General features: G+C 40.2%; 14 protein-coding genes. 7 read left to right on the top strand and 7 right to left on the bottom strand.

Going from position 1 to position 21,927, the window contains the following annotated elements; all coding sequences use genetic code 11:
- Positions 1 to 2: 2 nt before the first annotated feature.
- Positions 3 to 695, bottom strand: a complete 693-nt coding sequence (locus J5X91_RS03540; RefSeq protein WP_089368721.1) for a glycerophosphodiester phosphodiesterase family protein — start codon at positions 693 to 695, stop codon at positions 3 to 5.
- On the bottom strand, positions 692 to 1,558 hold the full coding sequence (locus tag J5X91_RS03535) for a DMT family transporter (RefSeq protein ID WP_208834075.1): 867 nt from the start codon (positions 1,556 to 1,558) through the stop codon (positions 692 to 694). Before J5X91_RS03535 ends, J5X91_RS03540 begins: the two co-directional genes overlap by 4 nt.
- 311 nt (positions 1,559 to 1,869) lie before the next feature.
- Here J5X91_RS03535 and J5X91_RS03530 point away from each other — a divergent pair, with 311 nt between their 5' ends.
- From J5X91_RS03530 to rlmB, 3 genes are all read left to right on the top strand, one after another.
- Entirely contained in the window at positions 1,870 to 2,604 is a 735-nt protein-coding gene (locus J5X91_RS03530; RefSeq protein WP_208834074.1) for an enoyl-CoA hydratase/isomerase family protein, read from the top strand.
- Positions 2,605 to 2,848: 244 nt separating this feature from the next.
- Entirely contained in the window at positions 2,849 to 5,341 is a 2,493-nt protein-coding gene (gene rnr / locus J5X91_RS03525; RefSeq protein ID WP_011329128.1) for a ribonuclease R, read from the top strand.
- On the top strand, positions 5,338 to 6,081 hold the full coding sequence (rlmB, locus tag J5X91_RS03520) for a 23S rRNA (guanosine(2251)-2'-O)-methyltransferase RlmB (RefSeq protein ID WP_011329127.1): 744 nt from the start codon (positions 5,338 to 5,340) through the stop codon (positions 6,079 to 6,081). Before rnr ends, rlmB begins: the two co-directional genes overlap by 4 nt.
- Positions 6,082 to 6,467: 386 nt before the next feature.
- Here rlmB and J5X91_RS03515 read toward each other — a convergent pair whose 3' ends face one another.
- Both J5X91_RS03515 and J5X91_RS03510 read right to left on the bottom strand, forming a co-directional pair.
- Entirely contained in the window at positions 6,468 to 8,624 is a 2,157-nt protein-coding gene (locus J5X91_RS03515) for a TonB-dependent receptor (protein WP_179808115.1), read from the bottom strand.
- A 173-nt stretch (positions 8,625 to 8,797) separates the two neighbouring features.
- On the bottom strand, positions 8,798 to 9,643 hold the full coding sequence (locus J5X91_RS03510; protein ID WP_011329125.1) for a LysR family transcriptional regulator: 846 nt from the start codon (positions 9,641 to 9,643) through the stop codon (positions 8,798 to 8,800).
- A gap of 127 nt (positions 9,644 to 9,770) precedes the next feature.
- Between J5X91_RS03510 and J5X91_RS03505 the strand changes: the two genes are divergently transcribed.
- The 4 genes from J5X91_RS03505 (at position 9,771) to gcvP (ending at position 15,115) form a co-directional block, all read left to right on the top strand.
- Positions 9,771 to 10,370 carry a hypothetical protein gene (locus tag J5X91_RS03505; RefSeq protein WP_179808116.1) on the top strand — a complete coding sequence of 200 codons (600 nt, stop codon included), beginning with the start codon at positions 9,771 to 9,773 and terminating at the stop codon, positions 10,368 to 10,370.
- 157 nt (positions 10,371 to 10,527) lie between these two features.
- Entirely contained in the window at positions 10,528 to 11,610 is a 1,083-nt protein-coding gene (gene gcvT / locus J5X91_RS03500; protein WP_011329123.1) for a glycine cleavage system aminomethyltransferase GcvT, read from the top strand.
- A gap of 59 nt (positions 11,611 to 11,669) precedes the next feature.
- Positions 11,670 to 12,059: a glycine cleavage system protein GcvH gene (gene gcvH, locus J5X91_RS03495; RefSeq protein ID WP_011329122.1), complete on the top strand. Its 390-nt coding sequence runs from the start codon at positions 11,670 to 11,672 to the stop codon at positions 12,057 to 12,059.
- 164 nt (positions 12,060 to 12,223) lie between these two features.
- On the top strand, positions 12,224 to 15,115 hold the full coding sequence (gene gcvP, locus J5X91_RS03490) for an aminomethyl-transferring glycine dehydrogenase (RefSeq protein ID WP_208834073.1): 2,892 nt from the start codon (positions 12,224 to 12,226) through the stop codon (positions 15,113 to 15,115).
- A gap of 115 nt (positions 15,116 to 15,230) precedes the next feature.
- Here the strand turns inward: gcvP and J5X91_RS03485 are convergent, their stop codons facing one another.
- Genes J5X91_RS03485 through J5X91_RS03475 form a run of 3 tightly spaced genes read right to left on the bottom strand, consistent with a single transcriptional unit; the run spans position 15,231 to position 21,621 of the window.
- Positions 15,231 to 15,932 (bottom strand): SprT family zinc-dependent metalloprotease, encoded by a 702-nt coding sequence (locus J5X91_RS03485; RefSeq protein ID WP_208834072.1) that lies wholly within the window; start codon positions 15,930 to 15,932, stop codon positions 15,231 to 15,233.
- The gene (locus J5X91_RS03480; protein WP_208834071.1) at positions 15,932 to 19,252 is read right to left on the bottom strand and encodes a type I restriction endonuclease; all 3,321 of its coding nucleotides are present in this window, start codon (positions 19,250 to 19,252) and stop codon (positions 15,932 to 15,934) included. The genes J5X91_RS03485 and J5X91_RS03480 overlap by 1 nt, the downstream gene beginning before the upstream one ends.
- Positions 19,252 to 21,621 carry an AAA family ATPase gene (locus J5X91_RS03475; RefSeq protein WP_208834070.1) on the bottom strand — a complete coding sequence of 790 codons (2,370 nt, stop codon included), beginning with the start codon at positions 21,619 to 21,621 and terminating at the stop codon, positions 19,252 to 19,254. The genes J5X91_RS03480 and J5X91_RS03475 overlap by 1 nt, the downstream gene beginning before the upstream one ends.
- Positions 21,622 to 21,927 lie beyond the last annotated feature (306 nt).

Raw genomic sequence — 21,927 nt, 5'->3', positions numbered from 1 at the left:
TATTAATCACCTAAGTAAGCTTTAGTTTGTGCCGGATAATTTGTAAAAATACCATCCACACCTAAATCTAGCATCAGCTTTATATCTTGTTGTTTGTCTACAGTGTACGCATAAATTATTAAACCACGTTGTTTTGCATCATCTACAAAGGCTTTATTTATAAAGTTTTTATCTACATGAACACTGTACGCGCCTAAGTCTTCAGCAAACTTTGCATAATTAATTGGTATAGATGACGTTAGTGCACCCATTTTTAGCCAAGGTAAGCGTTTTTTTAACCAGGCTAGTTGATGATGATCGAACGACGACACTAAAATGTTATCTGCTGATATGCGTTTTTCTGTAATGTTTTTTTCAACTTGAGTAGCAAACTGTTCAAGATTAAAAGTATGTTTTAGCTCTAAATTTAAGAGTGTTTGATTATTATTCCAATCAAAAAGTTGCTGTAAAGTTGGTACTTTTTCGCCATTACCAGCATTGAGTTGCATAATGTGAGCAGCAGTAAAGTTACACACTTTACCTACGCCGTTAGTGGTTCTATCAAGCCAAGTGTCGTGAATGATCATGTAATCATCAAGTGCGCTTTGTACATCTACTTCAATGCCGTCAACGCCTATTTGTAAGGCCGCCATAATGGCGCTTTGGGTGTTCTCTGGAAAGTGCCCACTGGCACCGCGATGGGCAAATACTTTCATTGGCGTGATTTCCGTGCAATAGACCAAGTTTCAAAACAAGCAGCGCTAACAATTAATGCACCACCAATAAAAGTGGCGATAGAGGGGCGCTCATGCAAAATAATAATAGCTAATAATGTGCCGTAAAGTGGCTGAAGGCAAGCAATTAGCCCCGCGGTTGCCGCCGATAAATGCTTTAAACTGGCAGCAAATAATGAGTGTGGAGCTGCGGTAAATATAACTCCCGCAACTAAAATAAGCACCAAATCGTGATTAGTGGTCGCATAAATAGGCACTTCAATAAACGCGCAAAGTATTAGGCTGGCAACCAAGGTTTGATAAAACATGGTTTGCGGGCCACCGTATTGATTAAAATAGCGCTTATGAATGATATTACGAATGGCAAAAAAGAACGCCGAAATAACCCCAGTGATCACCCCAAGTGTTACATCATTCCCTAAATTTGCATTAGGTATTAATAAATAAATGCCGATTAACACTACCGCCGCACTAATAATATCTTTTGCTTTGGGCTTACTTTTATGAAAAAACGGTTCTAAAAACACGGTTATTACCGGGTAGCTAAAAAAAGCCAACATACCAATGGTGATCCCAGCAAGTTGCATTCCCGCAAAATAAGTTACCCAATGTATGCCTACTGCCACACCGAGTAACAGGGCAATTAAGTAATCTTTACCTTGGTTTAGCTTAATCGGCTTTTTTTGCATGCCGAGCAAAATAAAAATAGCGATGCCGGCTATGGCTGCACGATACACGGTAATGTCGAGTGCATTTAAACCAATTAACTTTGCAAATAGCGCAGTGCCGCCAAAGAGTAATACGGCAATGTGTAGGTAAATTAAACTTTGCTGTTGCGACTGCATGTTATTTCCTTATGTTGGCTCATCTAAATATTGCAGACAATGGTTAAGATGAGTTTTTGAGTTTTCGTGACAAATGTAAGCAAAGTTAGTTGTATTTAAGGTAATGTAACTAAAATCGAATTTACTTTTAATATTCGTTTAGCTTACACTCGTTAGTAGGTTACTGCGTTTAAAATTGATAAATACAGGAATTAAACGTTTATTTGTAAAGTTGTGCGTAAAAACACTAAACCAAGCTTGAGTGTATTAATAACAAAAACGCGCTGCTGAAACAGCATTAATAATTAAAATAATGAAAAATGAGGGAATAAATGACACGTTTTATAGCAATAAAAACCGAAGAAAGCACGGCCGTTTTAACCATGAATACCCCCGAAAACCGCCATAATCCAGAGTTTTTGGCTGAGTTTAATCAGCATCTTGATCAAATAGAGGCCGATAAAAATATTAAGTCGGTGGTGCTTACATCTAACAGTGAAAAAAATTGGTCATTGGGAATCGATTTAGAGTGGATGGCTAATACGAGTAATACCCCAGAAACAATTGCCGGCTTTATGAGCGATGTAACCGCGTTATTAAAACGCATTGTTACGTTTCCTATGCCGATTATTGCCGCGTTAAACGGCCATACTTTTGGTAATGGTGCAGTATTGGCCTGCGCTTGTGATTTTAGGCTAATGAAATCTGATAAAGGATTTTTTTGTTTTCCTGAAGTCGATGTGATGGTGCCATTTTTACCCTCAATGTTTCCTATTATTAATAAAGCTATTCCACAAGCCTTTTTTAACCGTTTAGCTATGTCGGGTATGCGAGTAGGGGCACAAGAGTTATTAGATAACAAAGTAGTAGAAGCTATTTTTGCCGATGAAACTCAATTACAAGCAGGTGCGCTGGGCTTTGCACAACAGTTTAATAAAAACCGTTGGATTTACGCTCAAAATAAAACCCAAATGAATAAACAAATAGTGTTAACCATGGAAACAGAAGATTCGATCTTTATCGATAATATCAGTAAATTGTTATGGAAAAATTTACAGCAAAAATAATTCTAACTTAGCGTCAAACAGGCCTTAATGAGTTTGTTTGAGCTACTAATTTTAGTTACTAATTTTAACTTATAGCAGAATAAACCCACCACAAAATTAAGGGCGGGTTAAGCCCGGTTAAGCTAAGTTTTTAAATACAAAAAGTAAGGTAAAAGTGCTTTATTAAAAGTTTAATAGCTTTTACCTGTCTCATTTTAGCTATATGGGTTAAAATACCTACATAACCAAACTAACAAGATAGTGAATGTCAAACCAAGATCCAAATCTCAGTCGAGAACAAGAAAAGTACGAAAACCCAGTCCCTAGCCGTGAGTTTATACTTACTCACCTTCAAGAGCGTTCAAAACCTGCTAACTATGCACAGTTATGTGAAGAACTAGCGGTAAACGATGAAGAACGGCAAATCGCATTTAAACGCCGCCTTCGTGCTATGGAACGTGACGGTCAGCTGTATTTTAATAAGCATAAATGTTACGCCCTAATTGACGAAGCCGGTTTAACTAAAGGCAAAGTAGTAGGCCACAGAGACGGTTTTGGCTTTTTAGAAGTTGAAGGCGAGAATAAAGATTGGTTTATTGCTAAACACCAAATGAATATGGTGTTACATGGCGACATTGTACTTGCTAAAGGCACTAAACGTGGCTCTGGCTCAAAATGCGATGCACGTATTATAAAAGTACTTACCAACGAGCGCGCGCCTATTGTTGGCCGCTATTTTGTTGAGCATGGTATTGCCGTAGTGGTTGCCGAAGATCCGCGTATTACCCAAGACATAATGATTTTACCGGGAAGCGAAAACGGCGCGCGCCACAACCAAATGGTGCAAGTTAAAATAACGCAAAACCCCACCCGAAATATGAACGCGGTAGGTAAAGTAATTGACGTACTTGGCGAGCATTTAGCCCCAGGTATGGAAATAGAAGTTGCCCTGCGTAACCACGATATTCCGCACGTTTGGCCTGAAGAAGTTGAAGCGCAAGTAGCCCACCTTGGCGAATTTGTTGACGAGGCTGACAAGCAAAACCGCGTAGATTTACGCGACCTACCTTTAGTAACCATAGATGGCGAAGACGCACGCGACTTTGATGATGCCGTTTATTGTGAGCCTAAAAAGTCAGGTGGTTGGCGTTTATGGGTTGCTATTGCCGATGTGTCGCATTACGTAGGTATGAACACCCCGCTAAACAAAGAAGCCATAGAGCGCGGTAACTCAGTGTATTTTCCTGAGCAAGTAATTCCTATGCTGCCTAAAGTATTGTCTAACGGCTTATGTTCGCTTAACCCTGAAGTTGATCGCTTATGTATGGTTGCCGAAATGACAGTGTCAGATTCGGGCAAGCTTTCGGGTTATAAGTTTTACGAAGCGATAATGAATTCGCATGCACGTTTAACTTACACCAAAGTAAATGCCATTTTACAAAACGATGAAAAACTACGTAAAGAATATGCGCATGTAGTGCCACATTTAACCGATTTACAGCAAATGTATTTAGCGCTTAAATCGGCTCGCCAAGAGCGTGGTGCAATTGAGTTTGAAACTCTCGAAACTCGTTTTGTATTTAACGCACAGCGTAAAATAGAATCGATAGTGCCGGTTATTCGTAACGATGCGCACAAACTTATTGAAGAATGTATGATTTTAGCCAACGTATCGGCGGCTAAATTACTTGAAAAACACGAAGCCAGCGCGCTATTTCGTGTCCATGACGAGCCAGATAGCGAAAAACTAGGTAACTTTACTAAGTTTTTAGGCGAACTTGGTATTGAGAGCACGTTAAGCGACGAGCCAACACCTAAAGAAATTACTCAAGTGCTAGCTCGTTTAGGCGATCGCCCAGAAGCAGAGCTTATTCAAACCATGCTGCTGCGCTCAATGAAGCAAGCTGTGTATCAACCAGATAACATAGGCCACTTTGGTTTAGCTTTATCTGCTTATGCACACTTTACTTCACCAATTCGTCGTTACCCCGACTTAGTAGTGCATCGTGCTATAAAAGCGGTACTAAAAGCACAAGGCCAACATACTTCAGGCGAATACGCATACACAGATGACGAAGTAGATAAGTTAGGTGAGCAGTGTTCTACCACAGAGCGCCGCGCCGACGATGCTACTCGCGAAGTAGCCGATTGGTTAAAATGTGAGTTTATGCAAGATCACGTTGGCACTGAGTTTGATGGTGTTATTTCATCGGTAACCAATTTTGGTTTATTCATTCGTTTAGATGATTTGCAAATTGATGGCCTTATTCATGTTGCCAACTTAGGCAACGAATTTTTTGCCCATGATGCCGCAAAACATTGTTTAATAGGCGAGCAAACGCACAAAGTATATCGCCTTGGCGATAAAGTAACGGTAAGTGTTGCATCGGTTAGCTTAGAAGACAGACGCATAAACTTAACCCTTAAAGGCGATAAAGCGCAAGACCGATACACGCGCCGCCGTGGGCCAAAAGGCACTGATAAATCTGAGCATGCACCTGCGAGTGTACGCTCACAGTTAAAAGCAGGCAAAGTACCGGGTAAAAAATCGCATGGCGATGAAAAACCTAAAGGTAAAAAAAGGCCAGCAAGCAAAGATAAAGGTAAACCTGCAAATAAGTCGGCAACTAAACCAGCAGACAAAAAAGCAGTAGATGCCACAGCAAATAAAAAACCGAAAAAAAAGGCCGTTAAAAAGCCTAAAAGAGTAGGCAAAAATGCCCGCAAACGTAATACCCCAGGAGCAGAAAATACGTGAGTAATGAATTAATTTTTGGTTTTCATTCTGTTGAAGCGATTTTAGCAAGCGAACCAGAGCGTTTTGTAGAAATTTACGCGCTTAAAGGGCGTGACGATAAACGCTCAACCCCGATTATTGATGAAGCACTTAAATTTGGTATTTCAGTACAGTACATGCAACGCAAAGCCCTTGATAGCAAATCAAAAGGCGAGCAGCATCAAGGTATTATTGCCAACGTAAAAGCAGCACCAACGTTTAACGAAAAAGATCTTGATGCGATTATTGCACGTGAAGATACTCCATTTTTGTTAGTGCTTGATGGCATTACTGATCCGCATAACTTAGGTGCATGTTTACGTAGTGCCGACGCCGCTGGCGTACATGCTGTAATTGTACCTAAAGATCGCTCAGCTAAGCTTAACGGCACAGCGCGTAAAGTTGCCTGTGGCGCAGCCGAAACAGTACCGCTTATTCAGGTTACTAACCTTGCACGTACATTGCGCGAAATTAAAGACGCTGGTGTTTGGGTTGTAGGCACTGCAGGCGAAACAGATAACCACGTATTTGATGCCAGCTTAACAGGGCCAATGGCTATTGTTATGGGTGCCGAAGGCGAAGGCATGCGCCGTTTAACCCGCGAGCATTGCGACTTGTTAGTTAAAATACCTATGGCGGGAACGGTTTCAAGCTTAAACGTATCGGTAGCCACAGGTATTTGTTTATTTGAAGTATTACGCCAACGTAGCGTTAATAACTAAGTTATTAACTGGCTCGTTTAAGCAATAAAAAACCGAGGTTGAAAATTCAATCTCGGTTTTTTTGTGTTCGTAATTTAATGCGGTTGTTATAAACGGTTCAATAACAAGGCAATAATTTAGATGTGTAGTGTTTCCTGCATAAAAAATTATTACCGCTGTTAGTAAGTAGTATTGCCTTAAAAGCGCAGGTAAACGGTTCAATAACAAAGCAACAATTTAGATATGTAGTGTTTCCTACATAAAAAATTATTAACGCTGTTAGTAAGTAGTATTGCCTTAAAAGCGCAGGTAAACAGTTCAATAACAAGGCAATAATTTAGATGTGTAGTGTTTCCTACATAAAAAATTATTAACGCTGTTAGTGAGCCGTTTAACCAGCTTTCAACTTAGAATGAGTAGCTGTAGCCCAACTGTAGGGTACGAGGCTTACCTGGTTGAATACCGCCATTAGCACGATTAGCAATGTAGGTTTTATCAAACAAGTTATCAACGCTTAAGTATACTTTTTGATTGTCGTCGATGCGGTATTTAGCGGCTAAATCCCATACCACACGGCTATTAATAGCATTTAAGCCAGAGTCGGTTAAATCTGCATGTGAGTCAGATACATAGCGCAGTTGGCTGTGTACAACAAATGCTGATAATTCAGCACCCATAGAGAGTGCTACTTGGTTTTTTGGCACGTAAGGCATAGCGTCGCCTTTTTCTACTGTGCCCCAAATTTCTGAATCAAAAGTGTTTTTAAATTCAGAATCGGTGTAGGTGTAAGTTAGCTTAACCGGGAACATAACAGTATCGGTGTTAAAAGTATGGCCTGCACTAAATTCAACGCCAGAAACAGCTACTTCACCATAGTTATATTGATCGCCAATGTTCTCATCGCTACACCCTACAGCGGCAGTACAATTACCGTGCATGTTGTCGTAATCAGAATAAAACGCAATAATTTCACCATTAATACCGCTTACGTTATAGCGTGAACCAAATTCAATATTTACACTTTTTTCTTCTTCTTGGTCGGCATTACCCGGCGCGGCTGGTGCATAACCTTGTTGAATACCAGCAAGTAGAGTGATGTTGTCGTTTACTGTGTAAGTTGCACCGAGTGACGGCACTAAAATATCAGTGTCGTTCGACACATTTTTAGTTAAACCATTGCTGCGTGTAGGATCCGACTTTGCCCACTCTTCACGGGTAATCGTAATGTCTTCGAAGCGCAGGCCAGCACTGATCACTAATGCATCTAGCGTCCATTCGTCTTGAATAAATAAAGTACGTGCAGTGGCACTATCTACGCGGTTACTGTCAGAACCCGGAACTCCGCGCTCTGTCAGTGTCATGCTTAAGTCTTGATTAAGCGTGTACTCGTCTTGCCACTGAAAGCGATCCATTTCGTCTTCATGGTAACGCATACCCACAGTTATATAGTGATTGCCAGCAGGAATATGCAGCTCAGACTGAATACCTTTAGCTTGGTAGTCGCGGTTATTTGCTTTTATAGCAATGCCTTCAATACCTTGTGCGGTAGGGTTGGCTTCAAATTCGCTGTACTGCTCAAGGTAGCTTTCGCTTACTTTACTGGCTTTATACCAGTTACGATGAAAGTCGTTTAAATATGCCGTAGCAAGTAGTTCGTAACCTGCACCAAAGCGATATGCATAGTTAAGTTGATAAGCATTGTGACGGGTATTCATTTCATCATTTTGCGATGCCGCATAACGACGGTATGGCGTTGCTTGGTAATCGGCATCGGTTAAGCCCATGTAAGTTTCGTCTGATGTTTCGTCTGAATACTTAATTTTTAGCTCAAGGTTATGCGCGTCATTTTTACCAAATGTATGGCCTAACTTTAATAGTAAGTCAGTTTTTTCAAAGCCGGTGTTGTCATCGCCAACTGGCAGGTCTTTAAAACCATCTGCGCCGTAGGTAAATACTTCAATTAAACCCGCGGTATTGTTTTTTTCTTTGGCAAAATAAGCATGGCCTTTATAGTAGCCATCGCTACCTAAGGCAGCATCAAGCATACCTGTTGAGCTATTAGGCTCGGTTGGTAAGCTGCGCGATAATAAGTTTAAAACGCCGCCTGTAGTACGTGGACCATATTTAACCGATGCAGCACCTTTTAATACTTCAATAGACTCCATGCGGCCCATAGTAGGGAAGTAATAAGCCGAAGGAGCCGAGTAAGGCGCAGGTGCTACAAGTACACCATCTTCCATTACTGATATTTTGTCGTTACGACCAGTGCCAGTTCCGCGCATACCTATATTAGGGCGCAGGCCGTAGCCGTCTTCTTCTTGTACGTAAACACCAGGTACAGAGGCTAAAACACGAGAAATGTCGGTAAATTCAAATTTTTGCAGCTCAGCATCCGAAATAAACGTTGCAGAGCCCGGAATATCGTTAATAGCTTGTTGTGAGCCTATAACTGTAATTTGTTCAAAGTTACGCTCTACCTTACCCATATCTTTTGCCATTGCAGTTGCACTAATAGACAAGGCAACCGCAGTTGCAAGGGTAGATACTAAAAACTTATGTGCCATTGAGACTATCCTAAATTGGGTCAATTAACTAAATTGGCGCAATTTAAACACGTTAACGAATGAGAATCAATGTTATTCAGCGTTTGCGTGTGTAAGTTTTTATAACTAAAAATCTTCATATATATAACTTTTAATATATGAAGATTTGTTGGCTAGTATGTGTATAAAGCAGGTTAGCCTAAGCGAAGTTTTATAAATTCGGCCAGTTTAAAAACGGCATTTTCTGGCTCACTGGCCGTTTTTACTAAGCTAATACCAATATCACCCAAGGATGGTAAAAATTTGGTTTTAAGTTGATAGTTTAGCTCGTTTGGTACAGTACTTTTAGCCAGCACTGTAATGCCTAAGCCTTCTTTTAGCGCAGCAATAAGCCCAGTTAAATCGGCGTTGCTATACACAATACGATACTTTATTCCCGACCTTTCTAGCGCCTCTATAGCTCGGCGTCTGTAAATACACCCCTCGGGAGCGGTAACCAAAGTAACAGTGTCGTTTTGTGCCAGCGACAAGTCGCCCACCCATACCAGCTGATCTTGCTTAAAAATAGGAAATTGCTCCGAGTCGAGCTGCTCGTTGAGTGCCAGTACTAAATCAAACTGATCTTGGCGTTCTTGCGATAATAAATGCTTACTTAAACGCGATTTAACTTCCAGTGATACTTCAGGGTATAAAGCTACAAAGTCGCCAATAATAGAGGGTAAAATACGCGCTGCAAATTCGCTTGGAATACCCAAACGTACTCGGCCGGTAATACTTTCTGAGGTAAATAGCTGCAAAATGGCATCGTTGTGTTGCATCATTTGTTTAGCCATTGGTAATAATAGCTCGCCATATTGATTAAGCACTTGGCGTTGGCCTTGTTTTTTAAATAATTTATAACCGAGCAAATCTTCTAAGCGCTTTATTTGCAGGCTAACCGCAGGTTGCGATAAGCCAAGTAAATCGCCGGCTTTAGCAAAGCCGCTAGCCTCTACTACCATTACAAAAGTGCGTAAACTATCTGTTGAAATGTTTTTCATATTTAAAATCACAATTAATATCGCCATATATATAAGCATTATTTATCAATTGATTAATAATTACAATTTGTTGTTGTACAGCGGGAGCAATATACTTTTGATATTATAAGTTTGATAGGTGTTTGTTATGACTTTTAGCCCCATTATGTTTGCCCGCCATAGCAAAGCTAACAGCGCGGTTATTAATTCTTTGCAGGCCAGCAACAACCACGTTGTAATAGACTTTAGCGGCACAGAAGCCTCGGTATTTTTAAGTAATATACTAGGCCACGATTTAACTAAGTTAACTGCCAGTGGTTTGGGTTTAATTGGCACCCTTGATGGCGATTTTAATTCTGATTATAGCTATGCCGTTTACTGCTTTAGCGAAACCGCTTTTAGATTTATATTACCGCACTGCGCAAGTCTGCAATTACAAGCACTTATAAACGAGCAACAACTGCGTTATGACATTGATTATGTTATGCGTACTGACCTAGCAAGCTTTATTTTAAGCGGCAGTAATGCCTTTGACTCAATTGTAGAAGCCTTTAAATTAACGCCGGGTTTACGTCTTTCAGATGCACAATTATGTTACGGTACGCAAAGCGGTGACGTATTTATCACAGTCATAAATAAAAACGACCAGCAACAATTTGTACTGGTGGCTAAAACTCCTGAGCTGCAAAAGTGGCAAGAGTATATGCAAGCCCAAGGCTTTGCCCTTATTCAAGGCGCTGCAGCGTAAAATATTCACCCTAACTTGGGTGCTCACAGCTTAGTATTAATATTTGGCTGTGTTTAATTACAATTTGGCAGGCGTTAAATGCAGGCCATATTATTCCCCCTCATTAAATTGAGGCCACGCCCAAATAACTGGGTTAATTTAAAAGTGAAGGAATATCATGACTTCTAAAACAGTACTTTATGCTAAGCACCTTGAAGCGGGCGCTAAAATGGTTGATTTTCATGGCTGGGAAATGCCAATTAACTACGGTTCGCAAATAGAAGAGCACAATGCAGTACGCAACGATGCCGGTATGTTTGACGTATCGCACATGACCATTGTTGATATACAAGGCGAGCAAGCACAAGCATTTTTACAAAAACTAGTAGCAAACGATGTTGCTAAACTTACCGTACCTGGTAAAGCGTTATATACCCCAATGCTAAATGAGCAAGGCGGCGTAATTGACGACTTAATAATTTATTTTTTCAGTAACACCTCTTATCGCCTAGTTGTTAACTCAGCAACTCGCGAAAAAGACTTAGCTCACCTTGCTAAAATATCAGCCGATTTTGCCGTTACCGTTACAGAGCGTAACGAATTTGGCATGATTGCAGTGCAAGGCCCTAACGCTAAAGCTAAAACTGCCACATTATTAACAGCTGAGCAAAATGCAGCAATAGAGGGTATGAAACCGTTTTTTGGCGTGCAAACAGGTGATTTATTTATTGCCACAACGGGTTATACTGGCGAAGACGGTTACGAAATTGTAGTGCCAAAAGAGCAAGCTGCCGATTTATGGCAACAACTGTTAGACGCAGGAGTTGCACCAGCAGGTTTAGGCGCACGCGACACGCTACGTTTAGAAGCGGGCATGAACCTTTATGGCCTAGATATGGACGAAAGCGTATCGCCACTAGCGGCTAACATGGCTTGGACTATTGCATGGGAACCACAAAGTCGTGACTTTATTGGCCGTGATGTACTAGTACAACAACGCGCCGACCAAAGCACTGATAAACAAGTAGGCCTAGTGCTAGAAGAAAAAGGTATCTTGCGCAGTGGCTCTAAAGTAATTGTTGATGGTGGCGAAGGTGTTATTACTTCTGGCACTTTTTCACCAACACTGGGTTACAGTGTAGCGCTTGCACGTGTACCACGTTCAACGGGCGACACCGCTCAGGTAGAAATGCGTAAAAAATTAGTTACCGTAAAAGTAGTAAAGCCTGGCTTTGTACGTAACGGTAAATCAATACTTTAAAGTATAAATAAATTTAATTTTGGTGCTATCACCCAATATAAACCAAAGGACAAAACAAAATGAGCAATATCCCTAGCGAGTTAAAGTATGCCTCTTCACACGAGTGGGTTCGCAACGAAGGTGACGGTACGTTTACTGTTGGTATTACTGAACATGCGCAAGAGTTACTTGGCGACATGGTATTCGTAGAACTTCCAGAAGTAGGCGACGAAGTAGATGCAGGCGAAGAGTGTGCAGTAGCAGAATCGGTAAAAGCAGCATCAGACATTTACGCACCAATTGGTGGCGAAATTGTTGCAATTAACGAAGAGCTAGAAGACGCACCAGAAACAGTTAACACCGACGCGTTTGGTGACGGCTGGTTATTTCGCATTAAAGCATCAGATGAGTCTGAGCTTGAAAACCTACTAAATGCAGAAGACTACGCAAACACTATTGACGAAGATTAATCTTTAGTGAGTAAAAAGCCCCATTATTTAAAACATTGGGGCTTTTATGATTTTGCTGCTTACCTTTCCATACACTGTAAGTTATTAAATCATATTAATTTTAAGTTATTGCTGGTTACCCATTAGTAATAATCACATTTTTTGGATCATAGGAATCTGGACACATGTCAAACGCCAAATCTCTTGAGCAGTTAGAGCAAACGCAAGATTTTATTCGCCGCCATATTGGGCCAAGCCCAGCGCAAGTAAGCGATATGCTTAGCGCGCTTGAAGTATCGAGTGTTGAAGAGCTGATCGGTCAAACTGTACCTGCAGGTATTCGCCTTGAGCAGCCTTTAACCGTGGGCGAAAGCCGCACCGAAGTTGAAACACTAAGCTACTTAAAGTCAGTAGCAAGCAAAAATAAAGTTTTCAAATCGTATATTGGCCAAGGCTACCACCCAACACATGTACCGCACGTAATTTTACGTAACGTACTAGAAAACCCAGGTTGGTATACTGCGTACACTCCATATCAGCCAGAGATAGCGCAAGGGCGTTTAGAGTCGCTACTTAACTTTCAAACTATGACCCTAGATTTAACCGGCCTAGATTTAGCAAGTGCATCGTTACTTGACGAATCAACCGCTGCAGCAGAGGCTATGGGCCTTGCAAAACGTGTATCTAAAGCGAAAAAAGCCAATGCATTTTTTATTGCCGACGACGTACACACACAAACAATTGACGTAGTAAGCACCCGCGCCGAGCAGTTTGGTTTTGAAATAATTGTAGGCAAAGCAGCCGACGCTGTTAACCATGAGATTTTTGGCGCGTTATTTCAATACCCATCAACAACTGGTGAAGTGGTAGACATTACCGACCTAATTGCTGGCGTACAAAGCAAAAAGGCAATTGCCTGTGTTGCTGCCGACATTATGAGTTTATTACTATTAAAAGCACCGGGTAAATTAGGCGCAGACGTAGTATTAGGTTCGGCGCAGCGTTTTGGTGTACCTATGGGTTACGGTGGCCCACATGCTGCATTTTTTGCAACACGTGACGCGTACAAACGTTCATTACCAGGTCGTATTATTGGCGTATCTAAAGACCGTTTAGGTAACGATGCACTGCGTATGGCAATGCAAACGCGTGAGCAACACATTCGCCGCGACAAAGCCAACTCAAACATTTGTACCGCGCAAGTATTACTTGCCAACATGGCAGCGTTTTACGCTGTGTACCATGGCCCACAAGGCTTAAAAACCATTGCGCAGCGTATTCATCGCTTTGCCGATATTTTAGCTGCAGGCTTACAAGCTAAAGGCGTGAGCCTTAAACACAACACCTGGTTTGATACCCTAACGGTAGTAAGCGATAGCAAAGCCGACGTTATTGCGCGTGCACTAGCAAGCGGTGTTAACTTTGCTACTAACCGCGATGGCGAATACTCAATTGCCGTATCAGAAACCACCACACGTGCAGACGTAGCGCAGTTATTTGATATTGTATTAGGCGAAGGCCATGGCTTAAGTGTTGATGCAATTGCAGCCGATATTGAAAACAATGGCAGCACGTCAATTCCAGCAAGCTTAGAGCGTGATGACGAAGTATTAACGCACCCTAACTTTAATTCGTACCACAGCGAAACTGAAATGCTGCGTTATATTAAGCGCCTAGAAAACAAAGATTTAGCGCTTAACCACTCAATGATCTCGTTAGGTTCATGTACCATGAAACTAAACGCGACTGCTGAGATGATCCCAATTACCTGGCCTGAATTTTCAAACTTGCACCCATTTTGCCCGCTAGATCAAGCACAAGGTTACCAAATCATGATGGGCGAACTGCATGACTGGCTAGTAAACATTACCGGTTACGATGCGGTTTCATTGCAACCAAACTCAGGTGCTCAAGGTGAATATGCAGGCTTAATCGCCATTCGTAAATACCATGAGTCACGCGGCGACGCTCACCGTAACGTATGTTTAATTCCAAGCTCAGCACACGGTACTAACCCAGCGTCGGCACAAATGGCCAGCATGAAAATTGTGGTGGTTGATTGTGATAAAAACGGTAACGTTGATATGGCCGATCTGAAAGCAAAAGCAGAAGCGGTAGCCGAAAACTTATCGTGTATTATGATCACTTACCCGTCTACTCACGGTGTATACGAAGAAACAATTCGTGAAATTTGCGACATTATTCATCAGCACGGCGGCCAAGTTTACATGGACGGTGCGAACATGAACGCCCAAGTGGGTGTAACGAGCCCAGGCTTTATTGGTTCAGACGTATCGCACTTAAACTTGCATAAAACCTTTTGTATTCCACACGGTGGCGGTGGCCCAGGTGTTGGCCCAATTGGTGTTAAATCGCACCTTGCGCCATTTATGCCTAACCACAGCATTATTAACGTACCAGGTACTAACGAAGGTAACGGAGCGGTATCGGCAGCGCCATATGGTTCAGCGTCTATTTTACCTATTTCGTGGGCTTACATTACCATGATGGGCTCAGAGGGCTTAAAACAAGCCACTGAAATGGCAATTGTAAATGCTAACTACTTAACGCATGAGCTAAGCAAGCACTTTCCAATTTTATACCGTGGCCGTAACAACCGTGTTGCGCACGAATGTATTGTTGACTTGCGTCCGCTTAAAGAGTTGTCGGGTATTACTGAAATGGACGTGGCTAAACGCCTACAAGACTACGGTTTCCATTCACCTACTATGTCGTTCCCAGTAGCGGGCACGTTAATGATAGAGCCTACCGAGTCTGAGTCTAAGGTTGAGATTGACCGCTTCATCGAAGCAATGGTGTCAATTAAGAGCGAAATCGACAAAGTAATCTCTGGCGAATGGTCAATCGAAAACAACCCGTTAGTGTTTGCACCGCACACCCAAGGCGACGTGTTAGGTAACGAATGGGACCGTGCATACGACCGTTTTTACGCAGCATTCCCAGTGCCAAGCGTGGCTAAAAACAAGTTCTGGCCAACCGTAACACGTATTGACGACGTATACGGCGACCGTAACTTAGTGTGTGCTTGCCCACCGGTTGATACATACCGCGACTAATTTTTTGTGTTCATGATAAATAAGTTTGCGAACGTGAATAAATAAGTTTGCGAATGGATAAAGAAGGTGAGCTTTTATAGCTCACCTTTATTTGAGTTTCATTATGTAATCGTTACTACAGATTCATCCCAGCACCATTAAATTTCAGCCATTTCTTAGCTTCATCATAGTCAGGCATTACTTTCTCAATTGTGCGCCAAAATTTAGGGGAATGATTTTTATCTTCTAAATGAGCAAGCTCATGAACTATAACGTAGTCTAATACGCTTAAAGGCAACATGGCGCACTTCCAATGAAGATTTATTGCTCCTTTCGAAGTGCACGATCCCCAGCGGTTTTGCAATTCCATAACTCGAATACTAACAGGCTTCAGTTTCATTTTTGGCTGGTAGAGCTTAAGCCTTTCATTTAAGCGCTGCTGCAATTTCGTTTTGTAAAAGCTCTTAAAGTGATCAGAGGCATTAGCAACTTCTGAATCCAACAACTTAAATTTTCCATAATGGAAAGTGAGAGGTTCTAATTGGTCTTTCACTAATTGCAGACGGTAATTTCTGCCAAAATATAAAAAACTTTCACCGTTAACATACTCTCGTTGAATTCGAGTTCTGTTAAGGTCCTCCCATTCAGCTAGGCTCTTATAAATCCAGCTTCTTTTAGATTCTATGATCTGTTCAATTTTCTCAACATCATACGGTGATGGCGCTATTACTAAAACAGTAGCATCACGTTCAATATAAATACTTGTCGTCTTCCTATCACTTTTCTTCAGTTGGTAGCTGATATCCTTATATGTGCTGACATTTAAAATATCTGCCACTAATTACCACCTTGTTGTTTTTTGTTAGACAAAATATCTAGTTCTCTTCTTTTGGCTAGATTCAATAACTCTGTTGTTACTAGCTCAAATGATTCTTCTAGTGCCGCAATATCACTCAAAATAAATACTTCTTGGATTTTACCTTCAAGTTCATCAACCATATTAGGGCGATCCCAGAAGTTTAAACCTTCAATTTTATCAGCCATTATTTCTAGTATTTGTTTAACAATACTTTTAACGGCTTCCATCTCACTTGGCTGGCAAGAACCATCAAATGCTAACTCAATGATTAGATCAGTAAACGGATCTCCCGCAGTAGTGTCCTTACCTCGACCTTCATTAATTTCTCCTCTCAAGGTTTCTAACTCAAGCAGCATTTGATCCCAGTTTTCATTGTATTTCTTAAGAATGTCTTCAAGCTTTTCACTAAATCGTTTGTACATCACAGGGTCATTAGCTTCATTAACCTTACAATGCTTACGAATCGCGTGTTCCATCTCGCTTGCCGCTGCGCGGTCATCTTTATGATCGTTCAGCGCTGTTATAAATTTATCTGAAAATAGCTCTACAGGTGACACTTTAGGATTGATACCTAAACTAATCAAATGTTCACTAACCAACTTTCTAACCTTCTCTCCAGCACCACCAATATTAATAGAGTCATCTTTATACCTTTCTTTCGCTTTAGCCTGTAAATGACTAAATTGATACATTGGGATTTTGTATGGATGAGCTAATTTATTTGGCAAGATTATATCCATGCTTTGCATGAATTTTTTAAGGTAAACATTAAAACTATCACGTGTTTTAATGTCTTCTAAAGATTGAATTGCCGCTTCAGTTACTTTGTATCTTTCAATATCAGAAAATAGCTTTTGTTGAACAAGGTTTTCAATTTGATTGATATTCTTATCTTCAAACAACTGCACCAATTGTCTATAGCGGCTTTGTAATACTGGCATTTCTGATTCAACAGATTTAAACGTATCTAAAATATCTTTTTGATCTTTACCGGAATATAAAGATAAAGCTTCTTTTAGATTCTCTGTTAAACCTATGTAGTCCACAACATAGCCAACCGTTTTGCCGGGATATGTTCTGTTAACACGGGCTATTGTTTGCAGTAAGTTATGTTCTTTTAGCTTCTTATCAATGTACATAACTTGTTCAATAGGCGCATCAAAACCAGTAAGAAGCATGTCACAAACTATTAGAAATCCAATACCTGTATCTGGCTTATCGTAATCAAATTTCTTCTTGAAGTTTTCCACTGCATTACGTTTACGTGACTCGTTTCTAGCAGCCACGAATGAAGCCTTCTCATTCGTGCCATCAGAAGAAATGACCACCATAGCATCTAAAAACTCGACCTGTTTGAGCAGCTCTATATCTTGTTCTTCTCTATATTTTTGCTTTTCCACTTCTGCCCATTCATTAAGCGCCTTTCTGATAAACGTTTGGTAATGCAATGCCGCTTGCTTTGAAGAACAAACAACCTGAGCTTTATAGCCACTAGGCAACACTTTTTGTATATAGTGCTTAACAAGGTCGTTAGATATTTCTTCAATACGATCTTCAGCTTCTAATATGTCGCCCGTAGCACCATATTTTTTGCGAATGGCAGCTATTTCTTCATCACTTCTGTCTTTAAATAGGTTCTCAAACTTTGTATCAAAGCCGTGTTTATCATAGATTGCTGAGTCGGCTGTTTTACCTTCATACAATATTTGCAATGTTGCGCCATCATTTACCGCATCTTGAAGCTTATATTCGTCAATGTAAGGATCATCAGGATTATTACCAAACCGCTTCCATGTTGGGTCGTTATGATGGTCGGCTATTAATGGCGTACCTGTAAAAGCCAAGCGAGTTGCATTGGGGAATGCATCAAACATATTGTCAGATAAACTTGATTTATCTTGGCCTGTTTTCTGTGTGCGGTGTGCTTCATCAATCATAATCAGCACTTTATCTGAGGCATTAACTTCACCGAAGGTTTCAAATAATTTTACAACGTTATTTTTACCTTCTTGAGAAGAATAATCCGAAGGTGATTCAGCAACAGATTTACCCAGTGCTTCACTTAAATACTCGGGAGTATTGCTATCATCAGCTTCCCTGAACTTATGCACCATCACCATATTTAGATTTGAACGGTCATCGCTCAATTCACTTTTAACTTCATCGCTACTCGAAATTTTATAGACTTTTTCACCTGTCAAATCAGCCGTTTCACCTAACTGTTTATCCAAGTCTTTGCGGTCATTGACCATTAACACTTTATAGTCTTTTAAGTCTTCAGTGCTTCGCATCTTGCGCACTAAAAAGACCATAGTTAGTGATTTACCACTACCTTGAGTATGCCAAACCACTCCAGAGCGCTCATCACTTGTATCACCAGTCCTAATACGTTGAATAATCTTATTCACTGCACGGTATTGTTGATAACGTGCCACCACCTTAATTCTTTGTTTACCGGCATCCATAAACAAAGTGAAATTATTGGTTATATCTATCAGGTTTCTTGGGTGTAACATACCTTGAACAAGTGTTTCCTGTTTTCGGTGCTTACCTGATGTTGGATCTACGTAAGGTGTATCGTCAGGATAGATGGTTTTCCAATTAAAGTAGTATTCTTCTGTAGAGGTAATAGTGCCGAATTTTGCATCATCACCATACATTCCTATCATTAATTGGTTGGTGTAAAACAGCTTCTCTTCACCTTCGATTAGCTGAGAGCCTTCGGGTTCACGTAGGTCAGCATAACGCCTTAATTGTTCAACTGCTTGATTCATCGGATCGGAAGTAAAGCTATTTACATCTTTACACTCAATCACAACCAAGGGAAGGCCATTAACAAATAAGACTACGTCGGGAATAATGCACTCTTTAACGCCAGTAGGAGTATCAATACGGTACTGACTTATTGCAATAAAGCTGTTAGCTTTCCATTTATCAAAATCAATAATCTTAACCGTAGGGTTCTGCTCACCAGTGACAGTATTCTCATCTACTTGCCACTTTTTTATTCGCGCCATAAACTCTTGATTATTCTCAAGTAGGCTCTTTACACCAAAATCAGTGAAGTCTTCATAAAGTCCGTCTATCTGTGCATCAGTTAACCAGCATTGCCCATCAATAGTGTTGAGCGTGATAATTGCCTTGGTAAACTCTCGCTTAATTACATATTCTCTAAAGTGCTTTCTACAGCTAATGCTTGGGTCTGTAGGTCTAACATTTGACGAGTGCTCAATGACTTGCCACCCCATAGTAGCTAGTTGATTCAACAGAGGCTTTTCTACAAATTGATATTCAGACATTAAACCTCTCCCACAGGTTCTGCTACTAGATCATAAAATACGAACTCTAAAAAGCTAGCAATTGTAGTCCTTTGATTTTCTATATCATCATCCACCCAAACATGATGTTCAGGGTTAAGCTCTTCACGCCAACCATGTAATTGCTCAGCAATACCTTTTGATACTATTTTTTTTTCGCTTAACGCATCAATTCGTTTGCTTAACGATTCATTAGTAATTTGTTTTATTTGTATTTGTTTCGAAAATCTTAAACTTAGAACTTCTTCAAGGTAAACACGTGGCTTACAGCTTAATTTATCGGTATTTCGCTCAACAAAATCAATTAACTCTTCAGTATTCAAATGGTGGGCAGATTTTACAAACGCATCTTTATTTCCAACTTCAAGATATGAACCTTGAGCATTCTTCTTAATTTCGATTAGAGCAATATCATTCTTTGAAAATCCATGAACCTTTAAAAAGTTCGCTACCCCATCTTTGAAGTGGCTAAGCATTATTATTTGTTGGCATTTATCTGCTAATTTCACTAACTTACTATGTGTTTGCCCAACTCTGTTTTCATCAAATGAGGTAACAGGGTCATCAAATACAACTATTGTTTTGGCTAAGGCTTCCTCTTCAAGTGAATCTATTGATGCAAGAAAAATTGATAAACCAAGAGATCGCCTATCGGATTCACTAAAAATTTTATCTAAATCAGCTTCGGCAATGTCAGTCCCTTTAAACTTTACTTTAAAGCTATAAATGGGTTTGTTTCCAAGTGGTTCAGCCTTATATTTAAGTTTAAAGTCTCTACTACCTAAATCATTAAAATGTTTATTAATCTTAGTGAAATACAACTCTAAAAAGGTGCTTTGTTCATTCCGCAGCGATTCTTTTAGCTTTGGAATATCGTCCTCTAGAGCGCAGATGCTTTTTGATAAAGCGATGTGTTCTTTACAAGCGTTATTCTTTTCGTATCGTTCAACTTTTAGCGCAACGTCTTTACCTTGCTGTGCAAGGCGTTCAAGATCTTTTTCAATTTGGTCTACTTCAAACTTTGCTTTAAATTCGTTAGCCCGTTTATTGAAGGTCAAGTAAAAAGCATTGAGATCGTTTATGTTGTTGGACAAGTCGTGTAGCTGTTGGTCAAATTCAGCAGTAACAACCACTTCGAACTCTGATTTAGGGTCTGCTAATTTAGCATCAATCTTTGTAGCAAACGCTTCGGTTATTTGATTTACTATTAAGATTATTTGTTCGATTTTCCTTTGTATAGCTTCATGAGAGATTTTAATGTTGTTTACCGTATCAGGTATTTCATGATCATTGGAAAGCTCTGGATAGTTATCAATAATTAAACTAGCGCTATCTATTGAAGAATCAAGTTTCTCCAACCAGTGTGCACTCAGCAAGTTCTGATGCCTCTTAATTGTTGTTTTCACAAAACTTTCATGCCTAGCAAACTGGTCATCAAAACATTGTCGATACAAATCTAGTAACTCATTTGCTTGTGGCGTTATTATCTGTCCACAAAAATGACAGTTATCTCCATCAAGTAAACTTAAGCCTTGTTTAATCCATTGCTCAGCACCTTCAGGCTTAATAAAGTGTTTTTCAATATGACGATTTAACTCTGCTTTGGCTGCCTCATGTGGGTTTTCTAGCCCGGTTTTTAGTACAGTGTTAATCGCAACTACTGCTTCACTAAATTCTGTAGCTAATTTCAGCGGAAATAGGTTCTTTCTTTCCCTAATCGCCTTACTTGCTTTCTTTTGTGAATTAAGCAACGCATACTCTTCACGTTTCTTATCTAGTTCTTCTTTGGTCGTGTCTATATCAGCAACTAATGGCTCAGCTATAAATGATTTTAAGTCATCAACCTTGGAAAACTCACTTTGATTTAACTTTTTAAGCTCTGATCTTTTGTCTTTTAATTCTTTATTTTTAGCTGCTATGTTTTCTGCTTTAACAACACCTTGCGACCCTAAAATAAAATCACTAAAGCTCTCTTTGGTATCACGAGTTAGTGTTCGACCCAAGAAAACATTCTGGTGATAAAATGCATCATCATAAACGGCAAGTCTTAAATGACCGGGCAACTTATTTTTCCAGTCATCATTATTAAAAATAGCTTTTACTTCTTTTTTGCCATCAGCATCTAAAAAGTTCAGTTCTACCTTTTGTGCTAATCCATCATCAGGAATGCTTTTACGGGCGATAAGGGAAGCTGATTCACCAGATTTGAGCGATGAAAAAATATCACCCAACGTGCTTTTGCCGTATGTATTTCTACCATACACGAGCGTAAGCTTTTCAAATTGGCTTTGGCGGCCATTGCAGTCTTTATAGGTGCCAATATTTTTTATTGTGGAAATCCGTTTTAACAAAATATCTCCTTAACTCACTAGTATGCAAAGCTTTGTACATCTACAAGTAAGTCTTTAACTTGTTTATTTATTCTTTTATTAAATTCAAATTCAACTTCGACTTTTCTCAGTTTACTGACGTTGACTTTAAAATAGTCCGTCAGTATTTTTTTCTTTTGCGCTAAAGTATTAAGCGACAATTACGGTGGCCGGTCTAGCGACAATTATCTTGGCCGGTTGATCTGATAAGGTTCGGTACAGCAGAACGGAGGAGTTCACTGTGCCGGGAACACGAATCACTGATCAGCAGGTCACTATTTATATGAA

Origin of the sequence: Pseudoalteromonas sp. K222D (assembly GCF_017653575.1) — a bacterium.
GTDB classification, from domain to species: domain Bacteria; phylum Pseudomonadota; class Gammaproteobacteria; order Enterobacterales; family Alteromonadaceae; genus Pseudoalteromonas; species Pseudoalteromonas nigrifaciens.
Note: the sequence above shows the minus strand (reverse complement) of the source record. Positions and strands in the feature narration are given on the sequence as shown.